General features: G+C 72.8%; 18 protein-coding genes. 8 read left to right on the top strand and 10 right to left on the bottom strand.

Features of this window, described 5'->3' with window-relative positions:
• Window positions 1-53: 53 nt before the first annotated feature.
• The 7 genes from IO39_RS48565 to aceB all read right to left on the bottom strand — a co-directional run bounded on the left by IO39_RS48565 (window position 54) and on the right by aceB (window position 7209).
• The gene (locus IO39_RS48565) at window positions 54-266 is read right to left on the bottom strand and encodes a DUF2277 domain-containing protein (RefSeq protein WP_043640647.1); all 213 of its coding nucleotides are present in this window, start codon (window positions 264-266) and stop codon (window positions 54-56) included.
• Window positions 267-269: 3 nt separating this feature from the next.
• On the bottom strand, window positions 270-1010 hold the full coding sequence (locus IO39_RS48560) for an IclR family transcriptional regulator (RefSeq protein WP_043640644.1): 741 nt from the start codon (window positions 1008-1010) through the stop codon (window positions 270-272).
• Window positions 1011-1083: 73 nt separating this feature from the next.
• Window positions 1084-1824, bottom strand: a complete 741-nt coding sequence (locus IO39_RS48555; protein WP_052424334.1) for an IclR family transcriptional regulator — start codon at window positions 1822-1824, stop codon at window positions 1084-1086.
• Window positions 1821-3023: a (Fe-S)-binding protein gene (locus IO39_RS48550; protein WP_043640637.1), complete on the bottom strand. Its 1203-nt coding sequence runs from the start codon at window positions 3021-3023 to the stop codon at window positions 1821-1823. The genes IO39_RS48555 and IO39_RS48550 overlap by 4 nt, the downstream gene beginning before the upstream one ends.
• A 1-nt stretch (window position 3024) precedes the next feature.
• A complete protein-coding gene (locus IO39_RS48545) occupies window positions 3025-4188 on the bottom strand; it encodes an FAD-binding oxidoreductase (RefSeq protein ID WP_043640634.1) in 1164 nt (387 codons plus the stop codon).
• On the bottom strand, window positions 4185-5621 hold the full coding sequence (locus IO39_RS48540; RefSeq protein WP_157549921.1) for an FAD-linked oxidase C-terminal domain-containing protein: 1437 nt from the start codon (window positions 5619-5621) through the stop codon (window positions 4185-4187). Before IO39_RS48540 ends, IO39_RS48545 begins: the two co-directional genes overlap by 4 nt.
• A gap of 10 nt (window positions 5622-5631) precedes the next feature.
• Window positions 5632-7209, bottom strand: coding sequence for a malate synthase A (aceB, locus tag IO39_RS48535; RefSeq protein WP_043640628.1), 1578 nt, complete (start codon window positions 7207-7209; stop codon window positions 5632-5634).
• 149 nt (window positions 7210-7358) lie between these two features.
• Here aceB and IO39_RS48530 point away from each other — a divergent pair, with 149 nt between their 5' ends.
• The 4 genes from IO39_RS48530 to IO39_RS48515 all read left to right on the top strand — a co-directional run bounded on the left by IO39_RS48530 (window position 7359) and on the right by IO39_RS48515 (window position 12322).
• The gene (locus IO39_RS48530) at window positions 7359-8054 is read left to right on the top strand and encodes a DUF4097 family beta strand repeat-containing protein (RefSeq protein ID WP_043640625.1); all 696 of its coding nucleotides are present in this window, start codon (window positions 7359-7361) and stop codon (window positions 8052-8054) included.
• Window positions 8055-8161: 107 nt separating this feature from the next.
• Window positions 8162-9574: a GTPase HflX gene (gene hflX, locus IO39_RS48525; protein ID WP_043640621.1), complete on the top strand. Its 1413-nt coding sequence runs from the start codon at window positions 8162-8164 to the stop codon at window positions 9572-9574.
• A 497-nt stretch (window positions 9575-10071) separates the two neighbouring features.
• On the top strand, window positions 10072-11280 hold the full coding sequence (gene hutI / locus IO39_RS48520; protein WP_043640618.1) for an imidazolonepropionase: 1209 nt from the start codon (window positions 10072-10074) through the stop codon (window positions 11278-11280).
• A gap of 238 nt (window positions 11281-11518) precedes the next feature.
• Window positions 11519-12322, top strand: a complete 804-nt coding sequence (locus IO39_RS48515) for a DegV family protein (RefSeq protein WP_245642697.1) — start codon at window positions 11519-11521, stop codon at window positions 12320-12322.
• A gap of 86 nt (window positions 12323-12408) precedes the next feature.
• Here IO39_RS48515 and IO39_RS48510 read toward each other — a convergent pair whose 3' ends face one another.
• On the bottom strand, window positions 12409-13005 hold the full coding sequence (locus tag IO39_RS48510) for a histidine phosphatase family protein (protein ID WP_043640615.1): 597 nt from the start codon (window positions 13003-13005) through the stop codon (window positions 12409-12411).
• 13 nt (window positions 13006-13018) lie between these two features.
• Window positions 13019-14308 carry a PEP/pyruvate-binding domain-containing protein gene (locus tag IO39_RS48505; protein ID WP_043640612.1) on the bottom strand — a complete coding sequence of 430 codons (1290 nt, stop codon included), beginning with the start codon at window positions 14306-14308 and terminating at the stop codon, window positions 13019-13021.
• 61 nt (window positions 14309-14369) lie between these two features.
• Between IO39_RS48505 and IO39_RS48500 the strand changes: the two genes are divergently transcribed.
• From IO39_RS48500 to IO39_RS58650, 3 genes are all read left to right on the top strand, one after another.
• A complete protein-coding gene (locus tag IO39_RS48500) occupies window positions 14370-14855 on the top strand; it encodes a DNA-binding protein (RefSeq protein WP_245642696.1) in 486 nt (161 codons plus the stop codon).
• Window positions 14852-15496, top strand: coding sequence for a hypothetical protein (locus IO39_RS48495; RefSeq protein WP_043640609.1), 645 nt, complete (start codon window positions 14852-14854; stop codon window positions 15494-15496). Before IO39_RS48500 ends, IO39_RS48495 begins: the two co-directional genes overlap by 4 nt.
• A 938-nt stretch (window positions 15497-16434) precedes the next feature.
• Entirely contained in the window at window positions 16435-16953 is a 519-nt protein-coding gene (locus IO39_RS58650) for a ComEA family DNA-binding protein (RefSeq protein ID WP_245642695.1), read from the top strand.
• Here the strand turns inward: IO39_RS58650 and IO39_RS55750 are convergent.
• Window positions 16931-17233 (bottom strand): hypothetical protein, encoded by a 303-nt coding sequence (locus tag IO39_RS55750; RefSeq protein WP_157549920.1) that lies wholly within the window; start codon window positions 17231-17233, stop codon window positions 16931-16933. The two genes, IO39_RS58650 and IO39_RS55750, sit on opposite strands and share 23 nt — an antisense overlap.
• A gap of 111 nt (window positions 17234-17344) precedes the next feature.
• Here IO39_RS55750 and IO39_RS58645 point away from each other — a divergent pair, with 111 nt between their 5' ends.
• Window positions 17345-19924, top strand: coding sequence for a ComEC/Rec2 family competence protein (locus IO39_RS58645; protein ID WP_245642694.1), 2580 nt, complete (start codon window positions 17345-17347; stop codon window positions 19922-19924).
• Window positions 19925-19989 lie beyond the last annotated feature (65 nt).

Here is a 19989-nt window from a genome sequence, read left to right as displayed (position 1 = left end):
GCAGCTCCTTAGGGGGATGTACCTGGGAAGGCTTCTCCCGCCCGGAGCTCCTGTCAACGACTCCCGCGAACTTGGAGCGAGGCCAGCAGCTCCTCGGACGCCTTGGTGATCGCCTCGACGGCCCGGTCGAACGCCTCGGCGTTGTGCGCCGCCGGCGCGCGGAACCCGGAGATCTTCCGGACGTACTGGAGGGCCGCGGCGCGCACGTCCTCCTCGGTCACGTCCTCGGTGTAGGGCGGGCGGAGGGTCTTGATGCTTCTACACATGCCCTAACCGTAATAGCCGATCCGCCGGCTTATCTCCCGCGCGCCCGCGACCAGCGCCGCGCCCACCTCGGGCAGCCGCTCGGGCGTCAGCCGGTACGACGGCCCGGACGCGCTGACCGCGGCCACCACGGACCCGTCGGCGCCCCTGACCGGCGCCGCGACCGCGTTGAGCCCCATCTCCAGCTCCTCCACCGTGGCGGCCCAGCCGCGCTCCCTGATCTCCGCCAGCCCGAGCCCCTCCGGCGTGGTGATCGTGTGCGGCGTGTAGCGCTCCAGGTCGGCGGCCGGTTTCAGGGCGCCGAAGGCCAGCAGCACCTTGCCGCTGGAGGTGGCGTGGGACGGGGTGCGCTGCCCGACCCAGTTGTGGCCGCTGATCGCGGCGGGCCCGCGCACCTGGCTGATGTTGACCGTGTCGCCGCCGCGCGGCACCGCGATGTTGACGGTCTCGCCGATCTCCTCGGCCAGGCGCAGGCACACCGGGCGGCTCTGCCCGGACAGGTCGAGCTGGGCGGTGGCCGCGCCGGCCAGCCGTACGACGCCGAACCCGAGCCGGTAGCGCCCCCGCTCGCCGCTCTGCTCCACCAGCCCGCCCTGCTCCAGCGCGGCCAGCAGCCGGAACGCGGTGGACTTGTGCACCTCCAGCTCCGCCGCCAGGTCGGTCACCCGGGCAGCGCCGTCACGGGCCAGGATCTCCAGGATCGCGATGGCACGATCGACCGACTGAACCGTCGTGCTGTTGCCCATGGCGCAACACAATAGCGCTCAGCCGAGCCCCGGCTCCCTGCCGAAATCGGCCGGCCCCCGGCTCCCTGCCGAATCAGCCTGGCCCCAGCTCCCTGCCGAAGTCGAGCGCGATCCTGCGCATGCGCTCGGCGAGGTCGTCGCGGTCGAGCGCGTCGATCCGCTCGGCCGGGCCCGACACCGACATCGCGGCCACCACCCGGTCGCCGTCGTGCACGGGCACGGCCAGGCAGTGCACGCCCAGCTCCTCCTCGCCCAGGTCCATGGCGTAGCCGCGGCTCCGGACCGCGCCCAGCTCGGTCAGCATGGCGGGCAGGTCGGTGATGGTGTTGGGGGTGCGGCGCGGCATGCCGGTGCGCTCGAAGACGGCGACCGCCTCCGAGGCGGGCCGCCCGGCCAGCATCACCTTGCCCACCGCCGTGCTGTGCGGCAGCACCCGCCGGCCGACCTCGGCGAACATGCGCAGCCTGCGCGGCGAGGGCGCCTGCGCGACGTAGACCACGAAGTCGCCTTCGAGCACGGCGAGGTTCGCGGTCTCGCCGGACAGCTCGACCATCCGGCTCAGGTACGGCTGCGCCCACACCCCGACCATGCCCTCGGCGATGCCGCCCAGCCGCACCAGGCCGCCGCCGAGGGCGTAGCGCCGGTCCGACTCCTGGCGTACGTAGCCCCGGGAGAGCAGGGTCTGCAGCAGCCGGTGGATGGTGCCGTACGGCAGGCCGGTCCTGGCGGCGATCTCCGACAGCCCTGCCTCGCCGCCGTGCTCGGCCAGCGCCTCCAGCACGTCGAGCGCCCGCTCGACCGACTGCACGCTCACAGGGACACCCCGCGCAGCGACGCGTCCAGCACCTCGGCCGTGTGCGCCACCCTGATGCGGCCGCCGGCGCGCCGCATGGCGGCGGCGATCTGCATCGTGCAGCCGGGGTTGGCCGACACCAGCAGCTCCGCGCCGGTCGTGGCGACCGCCCGGGCCTTCCGGTCGCCCAGGTCGCGGGCGGCCTCGGGCCGCAGCAGGTTGTACGTGCCCGCAGACCCGCAGCAGATCGCCGACTCGGGGATCTCGCGCAGCTCCAGCTCCGGGATGCCGCGCAGCAGCTCGCGCGGCTGGGAGCGGACGCCCTGGGCGTGGGCCAGGTGGCAGGCGTCGTGGTAGGCGACGGTGAGCGGCAGCGGGTGCCGCCGGGCGACGGGGCCCAGCTCGGCGAGGTGCTCCGACAGGTCACGCACCCGGAAGCGGGGCTCGCGCCCGAGCAGCTCGCCGTACTCCTTCATCGTGGAGCCGCAGCCGGCCGCGTTGACCACGACCGTGTCGACGCCCGCCCGCTCGAACGCGCGCACCGTCCGGCGCGCCAGCCGCCCGGCCTGCTCCTCGCGCCCGGCGTGCACGCTGAGCGCGCCGCAGCAGCCCTGACCCGGCGGGATCACCACGTCGCAGCCCTCCAGCGCGAGCACCCGCGCCGTGGCCGCGTTGACCTGCGGGAAGAACTCGCCCTGCACGCACCCGGTGAGCATCCCGACCACGGCCCGGCGCGGGCCCCTGGCCCTGACCAGGCGCGGCAGCCGCTGCCGGTGCGTCACGCGCGGCGCCAGCGCGGCCATGGCGCCCAGGCTCGGGTTCGCCCGCGCCAGGAACGGCGCCATCCGCTCGGCCAGCCCCATCGCCGGGCGCAGCAGCCGCAGCCGGCGCGGGTAGGGGAACAGGCCGAACACCAGGCCGCGCACGGCCCGCTCCTGCGGCTCGCGCACGTGCTCGCGCTCCACCACGACCCGGGTCCGCTCGATCAGCCGGTCGTACTGCACCCCGGACGGGCAGGCCGTCACGCAGGCCATGCAGCCCAGGCAGGCGTCGAAGTGCCCGGCCATCTCGGGCGTGACGGGAGTGCCCTCGACGTGCTGCTTCATCAGGTGGATGCGCCCGCGCGGCGAGTCCATCTCCTCGCCCCACAGCGCGTACGTCGGGCAGGCCGGCAGGCAGAACCCGCAGTGCACGCAGTCGTTGATCAGCTCGGGGTCCATCTCAGATGCCTCCCACGTACCGGCCGGGGGACATCCTGCGCCCGGGATCGAAGCGTTCCTTGACCCGCCGCATCAGCGGCAGCGCGCTCACCGGCCCCCACCGGTCGAGGTCGTCGTAGGGGGCGGCGAGCACGTGTGCCCGCGCCGGCCCGCGCAGCGCGGCCAGGGCGGCGGCCAGCTCGTCGCGCGTGATGTCCCGCCACGCCTCCAGCAGCAGCCGCCCGGAGACGGGCGAGCCGCGCAGCGCCAGCCCGGCGCCGGCCGCCGCGTCGAGCACGTCGGCCGTGCGCGAGGGCGGGAAGCGCACCTCGACCAGCACGTCGTCACGCGTGATCGCCCCCCACCAGGACGGCTGCTCGGCCGTCACCGTGCCCCGGCCGACCAGCTCGCGCAGCGTCCCGGCCCTGGCCCCGGCCGCCGCCCCCTCCACCAGCGCGGCCAGCGTGACCGGGCCGCCGGGGGCCGGCCGGTCCACCTCGACCGCGCTCGGCTCGGCCTGGGAGGCGGCCAGGGCCGCGCAGGCGGGCGCCACCTCGGCGGCGTCGAGCGCGGCGACCACCCAGCGCCGCCCGGCCGGCAGCGGATGCAGGCGGAACGTGGCCTCGGCGATGACGCCGAGGGTGCCGTAGGAGCCGGTGAACAGCTTGCCCAGGTCGTAACCCGCGACGTTCTTGACCACCTTGCCGCCGGAGCGCGCGATCGTGCCGTCCGGCAGCACCACGGTGATCCCGATGAGCAGGTCGCGCGCGGTGCCGTGGCGGAAGGCGCGCGGGCCGGGCGGCGCGGTGGCCAGCGTGCCGCCGACCGTGGCGTCGGCGGCGAACGGCGCGTCGAGCACGAGCTCCTGCCCCTTGCCCGCGAGCGCCTCGGCCAGCGCGGCCACGGTCACCCCGGCCTGGACGCGCACCACGAGGTCGCCCGCGGCGTGCTCCAGGGTCTCGTTCATGCAGCACAGGTCGAGCAGCACGTCGCACCGCTCGGGCGGCGGGCCCCAGTGCAGCTTGGTGCCGCCGCCCGCGGGCACCACCGCCAGGTCCCGCGCGGCGCACTCGCGCAGCACGGCCGCGATCTCCTCGACCGTCTCCGGCAGCGCCACCCAGCGGGGCCGCACCCCGTTGACCGCGTCTTCCGGGCCCGCGTCCCTGACCGTCACCCCCGTGCTCAAAACTGCTCCGCCTTCCCCGACTCGACCAGCGGATGCACGCCCTTGCGCACGCCCGGCACCTCGCCGCACAGGCGCGGGGTGGGGAACACCTTGCCCGGGTTGGCCAGCCCCCGGGGGTCGAACGCGCACCGGACGAGCTGCATGGTGTCCAGGTCGTCCGCGCTGAACATCTTCGGCATGTAGCGGGCTTTGTCCACCCCGACCCCGTGCTCGCCGGTGATCGAGCCGCCGTGCTCGATGCACAGGTCCAGGATCGCGCCCGAGACGACCTCGGCCCGCTCGCCCGCCCCCGCCTCCGCGTCGTCGAACAGCACCAGCGGATGCAGGTTGCCGTCGCCGGCGTGGAAGACGTTGGCCACCCTGATGCCGTGTCGTGCCGACAGGCGGTCGATGGCGGCCAGCACGGCCGGCAGCGACGTGCGCGGGACCACGCCGTCCTGCACGATGTAGGCCGGGCTGATGCGCCCGACGGCCGCGAACGCCGACTTGCGGCCCTTCCAGATCGCCGCCCGCTCCTCGGCGCCGGCCGCCACCCGCAGCTCGAACGCGCCGGCGCAGATCTCGCGCAACCGGGCGAACTGCAGCTCGACCTCCTCGGCCGGCCCGTCCAGCTCCACGATCAGCACCGCGCCCGCGCCCGTGGGGTAGGAGCAGGCCACCGCCGCCTCGGCGGCCTCGATGGCCAGCGCGTCCATCATCTCGATCGCGGCCGGCACGATGCCCGCGCCGATGATCGCCGACACCGCCGCGCCGCCCTGCTCGATGCTCCCGAACGCGGCCAGCACCGTGGTGACGGCCTGCGGCGCGCGGCTCAGCCGCACGGTGACCTTGGTGGCGATGCCCAGCGTGCCCTCCGAGCCGATGAACGCCCCCAGCAGGTCGTAGCCGGGGTCCATGCGGTCGAGGGTGACCAGGTCGCCGTCGGGGGTGACGATCTCGCAGGCTTCGACGTGGTTGACGGTGAAGCCGTACTTGAGGCAGTGGGCGCCGCCGGAGTTCTCCGCGACGTTGCCGCCGATCGAGCAGACCTGCTGGCTGGAGGGGTCGGGCGCGTAGTAGTGGCCGCGCTCGCGCACGGCCTCGGTGATGGCCAGGTTGGTCACCCCCGGCTCCACGACCGCCCGGCGGTTCGGCAGATCGATCTCCAGGATGGCGCGCATCCTGGAGGTGACGATGAGCACGCCGTCCTCGCGCGGCAGCGCCCCGCCCGACAGGCCGGTGCCCGAGCCCCTGGCCACGAAGGGCACGCCGTGCTCGTTGCACAGGCGCACCACCCGGGCGACCTGCTCGGCCGTGCCGGGCAGCACGACCACGCCGGGGGTCGCCCGGTGGTAGGTGAGGCCGTCGCACTCGTACGTGCGCAACCGCACCGGATCGGTGATGACCGAATCACCGGGCAGAAACGAGCGCAGAGCCGCGACCAGCGTGTCCATCATCAGATATTTACGGCATTCTCGCGTAGGCGGGAAGGGTCAGGAACTCGGCGAAGTCGTCGTCCAGCGCCACTTCCTTGAACAGCGCCGTCGCCTGCCCGAACAGCCGCTCGTCGTAGCCGGGCTCCTGCGCGATCTTCGCCAGCTCCTCCTCGATGATCCGCTCGACCAGCTCCCTGGTCACCCGCGCGCCGGTGTCGGCCAGCGTGATGTCGTTGTGGATCCACTGCCAGACCTGCGAGCGCGAGATCTCGGCCGTGGCGGCGTCCTCCATGAGGTTGTGGATGGCCACCGCGCCCAGCCCGCCCATCCAGGCGGCCAGGTAGCGCAGCGCCACGTCCACGTTGTTGCGCAGGCCCGCCTCGGTGATGTCGCCCGGCGTCTCGGAGACGGCCAGCAGCTCGGCGGCCGACACGCTGACGTCCTCGCGCAGCCGGTCGAGCTGGTGGGGCCGCGAGCCCAGCACCCCGTCGAACACCTCGCGGCAGATCGGCACCAGGTCCGGGTGCGCCACCCACGACCCGTCGAACCCGTCGCCCGACTCGCGCGTCTTGTCCGCCCGCACCTTCTCCAGCGCCACCGCGTTCACCTCGGGGTCCCGGCGCGAGGGGATGAACGCCGCCATGCCGCCGATGGCGTGCGCGCCGCGCTTGTGGCAGGTGCGCACGAGCAGCTCGGTGTAGGCCCGCATGAACGGGGCCGTCATCGTCACCGCGTTCCGCTCGGGCAGCAGGAACTCACGGCCCCGGGTGCGGAACTTCTTGATCACGCTGAACAGGTAGTCCCAGCGCCCGGCGTTGAGGCCGGCCGAGTGGTCGCGCAGCTCGTAGAGGATCTCCTCCATCTCGAACGCCGCCGGGTAGGTCTCGATGAGCACGGTCGCCCTGATCGTGCCGTGCGGGATGCCGAGCAGCTCCTGCGCCCTGGTGAACACCTCGTTCCAGAGCCTGGCCTCCAGGTGCGACTCGATCTTCGGCAGGTAGAAGTACGGGCCCTTGCCCTTGTCGATCTGCCGCTGGGCGCAGTGGAAGAAGTAGAGCCCGAAGTCGAACAGCGACCCGGAGACCGGCCGCCCGTCCACCGTGGCGTGCTTCTCGTCCAGGTGCCAGCCGCGCGGGCGCACCACGACCGTGGCCAGCTCGTCGTCGGGCCGCAGCGCGTAGGTCTTGCCGCCGGTCTCGAAGTCGATCGTGCGGTCGAGGGCGTCGCGCAGGTTGAGGTGGCCGGCCACGCAGTTCTCCCACAGCGGGGAGTTGGCGTCCTCGAAGTCGGCCAGCCACACCTTGGCGCCGGAGTTGAGCGCGTTGACGGTCATCTTCTTGTCGACCGGGCCGGTGATCTCGACGCGCCGGTCCTCCAGGCCCGGGGCCGGGGGAGCGACCTGCCAGTCACCCTCCCTGATCTCCTTCGTCTCGGGCAGGAAGTCGAGCATGCCGCCGGCCGACAGCTCCGCCTGGCGCGCCTGGCGGGCCTCCAGCAGCTCCAGCCGCCTGGCGCCGAACTCCCGCTGGAGAGCCGCCACGAATGCGAGCGCCTCCGGAGTGAGGATCTCGTCGAACCGGTCGAGCATCGGGCCGGTGATCTCCATGGGTCCTCTTCCTTTTCCGTATGATGGAAAATGAGTTCTGGATTGTGGAATTGAAGGTACTCCCCTGGTGTTCTGGGGTCAAAGGTTGGGGTTCCCCTCGGGGCGATCCCCGATGTGGCGGGTGGGGTGCGGGGGGCAGGATCGGTGACGTGAAGACGATTGCGATCGCGGGCGGCCTGCTGGCCTCCGCCCTCCTGCTGACCGGTTGCGGCGGCCTGGCGAGCATCGCCGGCCCGGCGAGCCAGGACACGGCCTCTTATCAGGTGACCGACAAGGTGACCAAGCTCCAGCTCAAGAGCGGGGCGGGCGAGGCCGTGATCACCGAGACCGGTGGCAGCTCCGTACGCGTCGTCGAGACCCTGCACTGGCGCGGCGGTGACAAGCCCCAGCCCGAGCACAAGGTCGAGGGCGAGGTGCTGTTCCTCAGCTACGACTGCCCGGACAACTGGGGGAGCTGCAGCGTCAACTACAAGATCGAGGTCCCCAAGGGGCTGGCGCTCGACCTGGACACCGGCTCGGGCAACCTCACGCTCAGGAGCCTCACGGGCGACGTGCAGGTGAGCGTGGGCTCGGGCGACGTGGACGCCGCCGGACTGGCGGGCCGGAAGCTGACCGCCACGGCGGGCTCGGGCAACATCGAGCTCGACTACACCGCCGCGCCCGCGGTCGCCACCCTGGAGACCGGCTCGGGGGACATCACGCTCAAGGTCCCCGACGGTCCCTACGCCGTGAAGACCGAGGTCGGCACCGGCGACGTCGTGGTCAAGGTCAAGAAGGACGACTCCGCCCCGAACAGGATCTCCCTCACCGCCGGTTCCGGCGACATCACCGTCTCGCCCGCTTGACAGAGTGTGAGGTCACCGGGATAACCGGGTGATTTGCCGTGGGTGTCGTGCCACCATCGTGGGAAGACACCGAGGTGTCCAGACGTTCCCTAATAGAGATGACACGTATGCACGATTACTCCGAGCTCGACGCGTTCGAGACCGGCGACATGGACCTCGAGGACCGTCAGGCGCTGCGGCGCGTGGCGGGCCTTTCCACCGAACTCCAGGATGTCTCCGAGGTCGAGTACCGGCAGCTGCGGCTCGAACGGGTCGTACTCGTCGGCGTCTGGACCTCCGGCACCGCGGAAGACGCCGAGAACTCCCTGCTCGAGCTCAAGCTCCTGGCCGAGACGGCCGGGTCGCAGGTGCTCGACGGGCTCATCCAGCGCAGGCAGAAGCCCGACCCGGCCACCTACATCGGCTCCGGCAAGGCCCTGGAGCTGCGCGACGTGGTCGAGGCGACCGGCGCCGACACCGTGATCTGCGACGGCGAGCTGACCCCCGGCCAGCTCCGCCAGCTCGAGGACACGGTCAAGGTCAAGGTCATCGACCGCACCGCGCTGATCCTCGACATCTTCGCCCAGCACGCCAAGAGCCGCGAGGGCAAGGCCCAGGTCGAGCTGGCGCAGCTGTCCTACCTGCTGCCCCGCCTGCGCGGCTGGGGCGGCAACCTGTCCCGGCAGGTCGGCGGTCGCGCCGCGGGCGGCGTCGGCATCGGCGGCCGCGGCCCCGGTGAGACCAAGATCGAGCTGGACCGGCGGCGCATCCGCGAGCGGATGTCGAAGCTGCGCCGCCAGATCAGCGGCATGTCCACCTCGCGCGACACCATGCGCGAGCGCCGCCAGCGGCGCGAGGTCCCGTCCGTGGCCATCGCCGGCTACACCAACGCGGGCAAGTCCTCGCTGCTCAACCGCATCACCGGTGCGGGCGTGCTGGTGGAGGACGCGCTCTTCGCCACCCTCGACCCGACCGTGCGCAAGGCGCGCCTGCCCGAGGGCAGGCTGTTCACGATCGCCGACACCGTCGGCTTCGTCCGCCACCTGCCGCACCAGCTCGTCGAGGCGTTCCGCTCCACGCTGGAGGAGGTCGGCGACGCCGACCTGATCCTGCACGTGGTGGACGGCTCGCACGCCGACCCCGAGGGGCAGATCGCGGCCGTGCGCGAGGTGCTGGCCGACATCGACGGCGCCGCCGACATCCCCGAGATCATCGTGATCAACAAGGCCGACGCGGCCGATCAGGAAGTGATCGACCGGCTGATCCGGCGCGAGCGCGACAGCATCGTGGTCTCGGCGCGCACCGGCAAGGGCATTCCCGAGCTGATGACGCTCATCGAGGAGCGGCTGCCGCGGCTCGACCACGAGGTCCACCTGCTGGTGCCCTACGACCGGGGCGACCTGGTCTCGCGGGCCCACAAGGAGGGCGAGGTGCTCTCGGTGGAGCACGTGGAGGACGGCACGATCCTGCACGCCCGGGTGCTGCCCAACCTGTCGCAGGAGCTGCTGCGGGTGGGCAAGCCCGTCGAGCGGGTCTTCTGAGGTCCCTGGCTCCCTGATCCCGGCGGGCGCGTGCGCCCGCCGGGACCTTCACTCACCAGCATGGCTGGGCGGTACTCGCCGCAAAGAGCACAGTTCTGGCCAAAAGCGGCAGTGGTCCCTGAACCCGGGGATTGCTAGGATTGGCCAGACCTAACGTTGGTCTGGTTTTGGGTTCGGGTTCTGGGTTTCAGATGATGACCGCAGGTATCGAAGTCGTCAGCGGGGGCCGTGGGGACGGGACAGGGCTGCGTGACGGTTGGTATGAGTGGTCTTTCTTCCGAATAACCCTGTACATCAGCCCGACATGTGAAATAACGTAACTGAACTGAAATCGCCGGATCATGACTCTGGCGATACGGTCACCGCACAAGTGCTTGCGGATAGAGCAGGAGACCCCCCATGTCGTCCGGACCCGGAGCGGACTCAGTGGGCGCGGCACAGACGGCCGTGCGCTGGGCGTTGCGCTCGCACAGGGGGTCATGCTGGGTGGTGATGCGATGACCGTCCGGCTTCTGACCAACATCGGCCGCCTCTGGACCGGCAACGAGGTCCTGAGCAACGCCGCCATCCTGGTGCACAACGACCGCATCGCGTGGGTGGGCCGCGCGCCCGACCTGCCGCAGAGCGTGCCCGGCGTCGTCGACGACATCGTCGACGTCGACCACGTCGAGAACCTGGGCGGCGCACTCGTCACGCCCGGGCTCATCGACGCCCACACCCACCCGGTCTACGCCGGCAACCGCTACGCCGAGCTGGCCATCCGCACCGGTGGCTCCACCTCCGCCTCGATCACCGCGGCGGGCGGCGGCGTGGGCTCCACCGTCACCGTGACCCGCGGCACCGACCCCTGGACCCTGTGCAACGGCGTGCGCGAGCGGCTGCGCGGCTGGCTGCTCAGCGGCACCACCACCGTCGAGGCCAAGACCGGCTACCACCTCACCCGCGACGGCGAGCTCGCCGACGTGCGGCTCCTGCGCGAGCTGGAGAAGGAGCCGATGATGCCGCGGGTGCACGTCACGTTCCTGGCCGCCCACGTGGTGCCGCCGGAATACTTCGGCAGGCAGCGCGAATACGTCGAGGCCGTGGGCGCCTGGTGCGCCGACGCCGCGGCGGCGGGCGCCGACAGCGTCGACGTCTACTGCGACGAGGGCTACTTCACCACCGAGGAGTCCCGCTGGGTCCTCGCCTCCGGCCGTAACGTCGGCCTGCTGCCGCGCATCCACGCCGGCCAGTACAGCCGGCGCGGCGCCGTCCAGCTCGCCGCCGAGCTCGGCTGCGCCTCCGCCGACGGCCTGCACCACATGTCCGACGAGGACATCGCGATCATGTCCCGCTACGGCGTGCCCGCCGTCGTCTGCCCGGCCACGGCCCTCCAGCGCGGCCACCTCCCGCCGGTCCGCCAGATGATCAAGCACGGCGTGCAGATCGCGCTCGGCAGCGACCACAACCCCGGCTACTGCGGCATCACCTCGATGTCCCTGGTCATCGCCATGGCCGTGTCGGCGTTCGGCATGAGCGTCAACGACGCGCTGCGCGCGGCCACGCTGGGCGGCGCCACCGTGCTCGGCGCTCCCGACCGCGGGGTGCTGGCGCCCGGGCGGCTGGCCGACATCGTGCAGTGGGACGCCGACCACGAGGGCGCCTTCGCCTGGTCCTTCGGCCTCAAGCCGCGGCGCGTGTGGCGGGGTGGGATTCCCGTTCAGTAGCTAATCTCGGGATATGCCGCCCTTGGTTGCTGTTGTCACGGATTCGAGTGCTTGTCTGGGGCCGGTGCCGGGTGTGGCCGTGGTTCCCGTACGAGTGAGCGTGCGGGGGGCGGCACGCCTTGACGCGCACCGGCCCGCTGCCATCGGCTCGGCCTCCGGGGTGTCCCTCGACTCCTTCTCGCCTGGAGGGCGTTCGACCGGGCGGGCTGCTCCTGAGGACCTTTCGCGTGAGGGCGGCGTGTTCGAGGGCCGGGTGATGGACGCCGGCGCGTCCGTGGACGGCGTGTTCGGGGACGGCGTGTTCGAGGACGGCGCGTCCGTGGACGGAGTGTTCGAGGACCTTTCGCCCGGGGCGCTGGCGTCCGCGACGACCTCCCGGCCTTCACCCGCCCGGTTCGCCGCCTGCTACGCGGAGCTGGCCGCCGCCGGCGCCACGGGCATCGTCTCCATCCACGTCTCGGGCGAGCTGTCGGGCACGATCGAGTCAGCCCGCGCCGCGGCGCGCGGCGCGCCCGTGCCGGTGGAGGTGATCGACAGCCGCTCGATCGCGATGGGCCTGGGCTATCCGGTCCTCGCCGCCGCCGGCGCCGCCTCGGCGGGAGGCTCGTCGGAAGAGGTGGCGGCGGCGGCCGTACGCCGCGTGCGGGCCACCCGGACGTTCTTCTACGTGGACACCCTCGACTACCTGCGCCGCAGCGGGCGCATCGGCACGGCGGCCTCACTCGTCGGCTCCGCCCTCATGATCAAGCCGCTGCTGCACCTCGTGGACGGGCGCATCTGCCTGCTGGAGAAGGTCCGCACGGCCACCCGCGCCATCGCCCGCCTGGAGGACCTGGCGGTGCGGGCGGCGGGGGAGGGGCCGGTGGAGGTGGCGGTGCAGCACCTCAGAGCGGGGGAACGGGCCGAGGCGCTGGCGGAGCGCCTGGCCGGGCGGCTGCCCGGGCCGGCGCGGGTGCGCGTGGTGGAGGTGGGGGCGGTGATCGGCGTACACGTCGGGCCGGGCATGCTCGGCCTGACCCTCACCTCGCCCGCCCTCCGGTAACCCCTGCCGGTCCTGAGCGGCGTCACGGGCGCACTCGGGCGGTCCTGAGCGGTGTCACGGGCGCACTCGGGCGGTCCTGAGCGGTGTCACGGGCGCACTCCGGCGGGGAACCCGGTCCAGCGCAGGCCGGGCGGGAGGTGGCTCATGTCGTTGAACATCAGGACCGTGGGGGGCAGGCGCTCGCGGTACTGGATGACGGTCAGGGCGGTGTTGCCGCTGTTGAGGCCGAGCCACCGGGAGGGCGGCGCGTCCAGCGCGTGCCGCAGCAGCCACGCGATCGGGTAGGCGTGCGTCACCAGGACCTCGTGCGTGTCGGCCGAGGCCGGCGTCGTGGCGAAGCGGGCGACCAGGGCCTCGGCGAGCCGGTGCCCCGAGGCCGCCTCCTCGGGGTCGTAGCCGTCGAAGAAGCCGATCCAGGACGGGGGCGTCTCCGCGGGGGTGGGGACGTAGGGGACGTGGTCGATGAGCTCGGGGGCCTCGGCCACGGGAGCGTTCGGCAGGTGCCGGGCGAGTTCGTACGCGCTGGCCGCGGCACGGGGCAGCGGCGAGTGCCACACCGCGTCGACCGGCACGCCGGCCAGCCGTTCGCCCAGCAGGCCCGCCTGCCGCCGCCCGGCGTCGGTGAGCCGGCCGAGCGCGTCGGCCTCGCCGTGGCGGGCCAGGTAGAGGTGTCGTGTCGCCATGATGCCCGGCCGGTCACGCGGTCGCGGCCGTGACGGTTCCGGCGGTGCCGTCGATGGTGATGAGGGCGCCGTCGTGGAGCCTGCCGGTCGCGTCCGGGACGCCGAGCACGGCGGGGATGGCCTGCTCGCGGGCCACGATCGCGGCGTGCGAGAGCGCGCCGCCGACCTCGGTGACGACGCCGCCGGCGATGCGCAGCAGCGGGGTCCAGGCCGGGTCGGTGAAGCGGCAGACGAGGATGTCGCCGGGTCGTACGCGTGCGAAGTCGCCCGGGCCGCGGACGATCCGCGTGACGCCGGTCACGGTGCCGTGGCTGCCCGGGGTGCCGGCGAGTACGCCGGGAGTGGCGGCGAGCACGCCGGGAGCGGCGGCGAGCGCGTCCGGGGTCGTGGCGGGCGATGCCGCGGGAGGGAGCGCGGCGGTGACCGGCCGTGCCTGGAGGATCCAGGTACGGCCATCGGCGATCGCCCACTCGATGTCCTGCGCTCCGCCGAGCCTGGCGGCGATCTCCTCGCCCAGCCCGGCCAGCCCGGTGACGGCCGCGCCGTCCAGCGTGGGCCGGTTCCGGTCGCCGGCGGGCACCTCCCGTACGGCGAGCCGGGTGCCGTGCCGGTCCAGGCGGGTGGGTTTGTCGGCGATGGTGCTCGTGACCGATCCGTCCCCGGCCACCCGGTAGGCGTCGGGGGTGACCGTGCCCCCCACGACGCTGGGGCCGAGCCCCCAGGACGCCTCGATCGTGGTCGGCTCGTACGGGTTCGCGGGAGTGAACATGACCCCCGACACCTCGGCATCCACCAGACGCTGCACGAGAACGGCCATCGCCGGACCGCTGTACGACCCGTCGCCAAGGCCGGCCGTCGTGGCACCGTCGTGGGGCCGCTCCTGGAGGCCGATGGCGCGTTCTGAGAACAGCGAGGCCCAGCAGGCGCGCACGGCGTCGGCGACCGCGCCGGCCCCGTGCACGGCGAGGAAGCTCTCGTGCCGTCCGGCCGCCGACTCCTGGGCGGTGTCCTCGTTCGCCGCCGACGATCTCACCGCCACGGGCGGGTCGCCGAGGGCGGCGAGCGCGCGTTCCAGCTCGTCCACGAGGGTGGCGTGGAGCGGGCGGCCCTCGATCGCCCGCCGCGCCGCCGCCGGCCCGCCCCCGGTCCGCCCGAGATCGAGGTCGCGGACGGCGGCCAGGTAGGCGGCGTACGGGACGACGAAACCATCAGGAATCGGCAGGCCCGCGCGGAGCAGCGCCCCGAGCGCGCCGGCCTTGCCCCCGCAGGTGCCGGCGGCGGCCTGCATGAGAGGTACGAGCATCCATCCCCATCTCTTCAACAAGAGATTGACAACTTTTTGTTGATTCTGGATCATGGAGGGCATGGAACGCAAGCACGACGCCGCTCACCAAGCGTCCCCCGCTCCCCCGCAGCCCGGCCCCACCCAAGCCGACCCCGCACAGGCCGACGCCGCACAGGCCGGACACGCCCAAGCCGATCGCGCTCAGGATGACCATGCGCAGGCCGGCCGTGAGCGGGCCGCGCGGGAGCGGCTCCTGCGCCTGGGCGCGGACCAGATCGAGGCCCGCCCGTGGCGCCCCGCGCCCGCCCCCCTGTCGGCGGTCGACCTCGCGCAGTTCGCCGTCTGGCGCTGGGCCGACCTGGGCCCGGAGGACATCCTGAGCGCGCTCACCCTGCTGCCCGCCGCCCGCGCCGAGGTCGAAGGGCTCGAAGCCGCCCTGCTGTTCACGGCCAGGAGCGCGGGGCTGACCTGGGCGCAGATGGCGGAGGCGATGGGCTTCAACTCCCCCCAGGCGTGCCAGCAGCGCTACACCCGCCTGACCGCACGTCAGGACTCCGGCTCATGACCCACGCCTCCCCGCACTCCCCGCCCGACCTGCTGGCCCTGCACGCCGTACGCATCCGCGGGTTCGCCGGCACGTCCGAACTTGCGCACCGCTACGGGCTCGACCCGGCCGAGACGAAGGAGCTTCTGCACGACGCCGAGGCGTACGGCTGGGTGCAGCACACCGCCTTCGCCGACACCGAGGGCTGGTCGCTGACCGAGCGGGGCCGCGCCGAGAACGAACGCCGGCTCGCGGCCGAACTGGCCGGCGTCGGCGGGGCCGAGGAGGTCCGCGCCGTCTATCGCGAGTTCCTGCCGCTGAACGCCCTCCTGCTGCGAGCCTGCACCGACTGGCAGCTCCGCCCCACGGCCGGCGACCGGCTCGCCACCAACGACCACTCCGACCCCGCCTGGGACGCCCGGATCCTCGCCGACCTCACCGGCCTCGCTCACGCCCTCACGCCGCTGACGGACCGGCTCGGCCGCGTCCTCACCCGGTTCCGCGGCTACGACACCCGTTTCGGCGCAGCTCTGACCCGGGCCCGGGACGGGGAGGGCGGCTGGGTGGACCGTACGGACGTGGATTCGTGCCATCGGGTCTGGTTCGAGCTCCACGAAGACCTCATCGCCACCCTCGGCCTCGCCCGCCACGCAGAACCCTGATCCACACCCAGCCGGGAGCATCTCGCACCACACGGAGCCGCCCACCACCCGCGACCCCCTGGCACCACGTTGGCGACCGGTTCGGAGCCGCCTGCCACCCGGAGCCGGAGACGCCTCGCATCAGGTAGACAGACGGCCCAGAGGCGACCAGCCCAGAAGCGACCGGCCCAGAGGCGATGGCGCTTTGTCCACAACCTTTCCCGCCTGCCCGCCACTATCCCCAGAACGTCGCTCGGTGCCGCCCCAACACCCACCCGGGCCGTACCTTCGCTGCCGTGCGAACCCCCGATCCCACGGCAGAGCGCGCCATAGCCGAGTCCCGGCTACGGTCCATCACCGCCCCTGCCCGCCGCCCTCGCCGTGTCCCCGGTCGCCCACGCTGGGGCACGCCCAGAACGGCCGGCTCTCGGGAAGCCCACCCCACCCTCTCCCAACCCTCATCCCACCCCGCCCCGCCCCACCACGCCACCCCGCCAGCTCATCCCCGCCTCGCATCGCCACACGAAGACCCCTCACCGGCTCATCACAACGTCTCACCGGACCACCACGACGCTGCACCGGCCTATCTCGACGTTTCGCCGGGCCACCGCGACGCTGCACCGGCCTATCACGACGTTTCAGTGGATCATCGCGATGACGCCCGTCACGATGGTCCATCGGGCCACGGCGGCACCGCACGGGTCCACCGCGATGGCACAGCGGGCCACCACGACATCCCACTCGCAGTCCATGACGCCCCGGCACCACCAGTGGCACCACCAGCGGCACCACCGGTGGCGCCACCGCTGGCGCCGATCCCGGGAGGGGCGGCCCTCCTGCCACCCTCTCTTCAGAGGCTCCGCAAGGTCATCTCCTCCGAGAGCCCGGCGGCGGCGACCCTGGACCCCGGGAAGCCCGGCCTGCGAGTCCTGCTCGCCATCGCCGTACTCGCCACCGCCGTGGCGATCTTCTTCGTCTGGCGATCGCAGCCCGCACCGGAGCCTCTTCCGGCGTCCGCCCCCATGTCCCCGCTGACCCCCACACCGTCATCGGCCACCGCCAAGGTGACCGTCCACGTCGCCGGCAAGATCCGCAAACCAGGCGTCTACCGGCTTCCCGCGGGCGCTCGGGTGACGGATGCGGTAGCGGCAGCGGGAGGAGTGTCGCGCGGCGCCTCCACGGACTCGCTCAACCTGGCCAGACGCGTCATAGACGGCGAGCAGATAGTCGTCGGCGCCCCCTCTGGCCAGGCCCTTCCCGGCTACCCAGCGGCAGACCCGGCCGCCGCCGTCCTGGACCTGAACTCCGCCACCCCCGACCAACTGGAGCAGCTCCCCGGTGTGGGGGAGGTCCTGGCGGCACGCATCGCCGAGTTCCGCACCAGCCGTGGCGGCTTCACCACCGTGGAACAGCTCCGCGAAGTCAGCGGCATCGGCCCGAGGAAGTTCGAGGAGATCAAGCCAAAGGTCCGGGTGTGACATGTCGTACCCACATCCCGAGAACACCCGCGCCGCCGCCCACCCCGCCCCCGATGCCGCCCTCGACACCGACGCGAACACCGACGCGAACACCGACGCCAGTGGCGATGGTGATGGCGACGCATATGGCGGCGGCGACGCATATGGCGGCGGCGACGCGGGCGATGGCGACGCGGGCGATGGCGACGCGGGCGATGGCGACGCGGGTGGCGATCAGAGCAGCGAAGCGGAGAAAGCCGCTGAGGCCGGAGCGGATCAAGACCTCCACAAGCGTGAACACGCCTGGCCCCTCGCCCTCCCCGCCGTAGCGGCCTGGGCCACCGCCCTGGTCCTCCTCGCCTGCTCACCCCTCACCGGCATGCTGACCGCCGCATTCGCAGCCCTCGGCGCTGTGGCGACGACCTGGCTCACCCGCCGAGGCCCGAAAGAGGTCGGCAGGCAGGCCGACGGGGGCACCCGTACCGGGTGGCGGAACGTCGTGATAGCCACGCTCATCTGTACGGCGGCGGCTGCCGCCTCCGTCGCCTTGCGCATCCACGCCCTCACGACCGGCCCAGCAGCGGAACTGGCCGGCAAGAACGCGTTCGTCACCGCCGAGATCGCCCTGACCGACGACCCGAAACGCCGGCCCAGAACCAGCGGACGCTTCCCTCAGGAGAGCTACGTCGTGGCCGCCGACCTCAAGATCGTCGAGTCCTCCGGAGCCAGGCAGGCCGTTGACGTCCCCATCACGGTCTTCGCGACAGGCCAGGTCTGGAGCACACTCCTCCCGAGCCGGCACGTCCAGGTCACCGGCCGGTTGGCCAAGCCGACCCCCGGCACCCTGGACGCGGCCATCCTGCTGGTCCGCGGCCCGCCCCGGATCCTGACGCCCGCGTCCGGCATCCAGACGGCGGCAGGCGCCCTCAGGTCCGGGCTCCGGTCCGCGGCCGACGTCCTTCCGCCTGACCAGCGCGGCCTCCTCCCCGGCCTGGTCGTCGGGGATGTCTCGCGCATGGACCCGCAGGTGACCGCCGACCTGAGGGAAGCCGGCCTGAGCCACCTCAACGCCGTCTCCGGCGCCAACCTCGCCATCGTGGCCGGTGCCGCGCTCGCGCTCTCCCGCCTGGTCGGCCTCCCGCTTCCCGCGAGGGCGATCTTCGCCGCTGTCGCGATGATCGCGTTCGCCGTGGTCGCCCGGCCTTCCCCGAGCGTGCTCCGCGCCCTCCTGATGGGCCTGGCAGCGGCCGTCGCGATGGGCACGGGCCGCTCGAAGGACGGCCTCGCCGCCCTCTCGGCGACGGTCCTCTTCCTGGTGCTGTTCGCCCCTGAGCTCGCCCGTTCGTACGGCTTCGCCCTCTCGGTCACCGCCACCGCCGGCATCCTCATCTTCGCCCCACGCTGGCGGGACAAACTCTCGGGAACGGAGCAGGAACCCGACCCGTCCGAAGCAACCGCAGCGCAAGACCAGGGTCCGCATGGATGCCAGGCGCAGGGCCGCCAAGGTCCCGAAGCACAGGGTCCCGAAGCACAGGGTCCCGAAGCACAGGGTCCCGAAGCGCAGGGTCCCGAAGCACAGGGTCCCGAAGCACAGGGTTCGCGGGACCTCAAGGGACAAGGTCTTCAGGGGCTCACGAAACAGGGCATCCAGCGACATGAGGAACAGGTTTCCCGGGCTGAGGGGCAGGCTTGCGGAACGGGGGAACGGCAGGGGCGCGCCCGACCTCCAGGGGCGCCGGGAGAAGCTCCCGCGTCGCCGTACCGGCTGCCGCGTTGGGTGGCTGAGGCCGTGGCCGTGCCGGCGGCCGCGCAGGTGGCCGTGACGCCTGTGCTGATCTTGATGTCGGGGCAGCTGACGCCCGTCGCGGTGGTCGCCAACCTGCTCGTGGCGCCGGCCGTGGCCCCCGCGACCCTCCTCGGCTTCGGCGCCGCGCTGGTGGCCCCCGTCTGGCCTGACGGGGCGCGGCTGCTGGTGATCCCGGCCGGGTACGCGGTCGGCTGGATCATCACCGTCGCCCGATGGGCGGTGAGCCTGCCGTTCGCCACCGTGCCGTGGCCGGCGGGTCTCGCCGGGGTCGGCCTGCTCCTGCTCGCGGTGGCCGTGGCGATCCCGATCCTGCGCCGCCGGGCCTGGCGGGTGATGGCGCTGACGGCGGCCGTCGCCGTCCTCGTCGTGGTGCTGCTGATCCGCCCCATCGCCAGTCCATGGCCGCCGAAGGGCTGGCTGATGGTGATGTGCGACGTGGGCCAGGGCGACGGTCTGGTCATCTCGGCCGGCGCGGGCCGGGGCGTCGTGGTGGACACGGGCCCGGACCCGGTCATCATGGACCGCTGCCTGCGCAGGCTCGGTATTGAGGACGTGCCGCTGCTCGTCCTCACCCACCCGCACGCCGACCACGTGGACGGCCTGCCCGGCGTACTCAGGAACCGCCGCGTCGGAGCGGCGCTCGTCAGCCCGCAGCGCCCCGGCGAACGGGCCGGCACGCGCATCTCGGCCACCCTGGCCCAGCGCCGGATCCCCGAATGGACGGCTCCGCCGGGCACCCGCTGGCGCTTCGGGCCGTCCGAGCTGACGGTGCTGTCCCCCGACCCCGCCCGGGGCGAGATGAACGGACAGGGGGAGGGCAGCGTGATCAACAACTCGAGCGTGGTCCTCCACGTACGCTGGCGGTCCGGCTCGATCCTGCTCAGCGGTGACCTGGAGACGGAGGCGCAGGAGGAGCTGCTGCACCGGTTCCCCGTACGCGCGGACATCCTCAAAACCCCGCACCACGGCTCGAACCGGCAGTCCCCGGACTTCCTGGCGTCCCTCGGCGCACGCGCCGCGCTGATCAGCGTCGGGGCGGACAACGACTACGGCCACCCCGCCACGCACACCCTCGGCCTGCTGAGACGGCTCGGGCTCACGGTCTACCGAACGGACCGGTCGGGAGACGTCGCCGTGGTCGAACACGAAGGGGGAGGGATGGCGATCGTGCCACGCGGCCCTTGACCAGCTTTACGGGCTCGGGCGGCACCCTTGACCAGATTCACGGGCTCGGGCGGCTCTTGACCAAG

This window comes from Nonomuraea candida, from assembly GCF_000725485.1.
Lineage (GTDB): Bacteria > Actinomycetota > Actinomycetes > Streptosporangiales > Streptosporangiaceae > Nonomuraea > Nonomuraea candida.
Note: the sequence above shows the minus strand (reverse complement) of the source record. Positions and strands in the feature narration are given on the sequence as shown.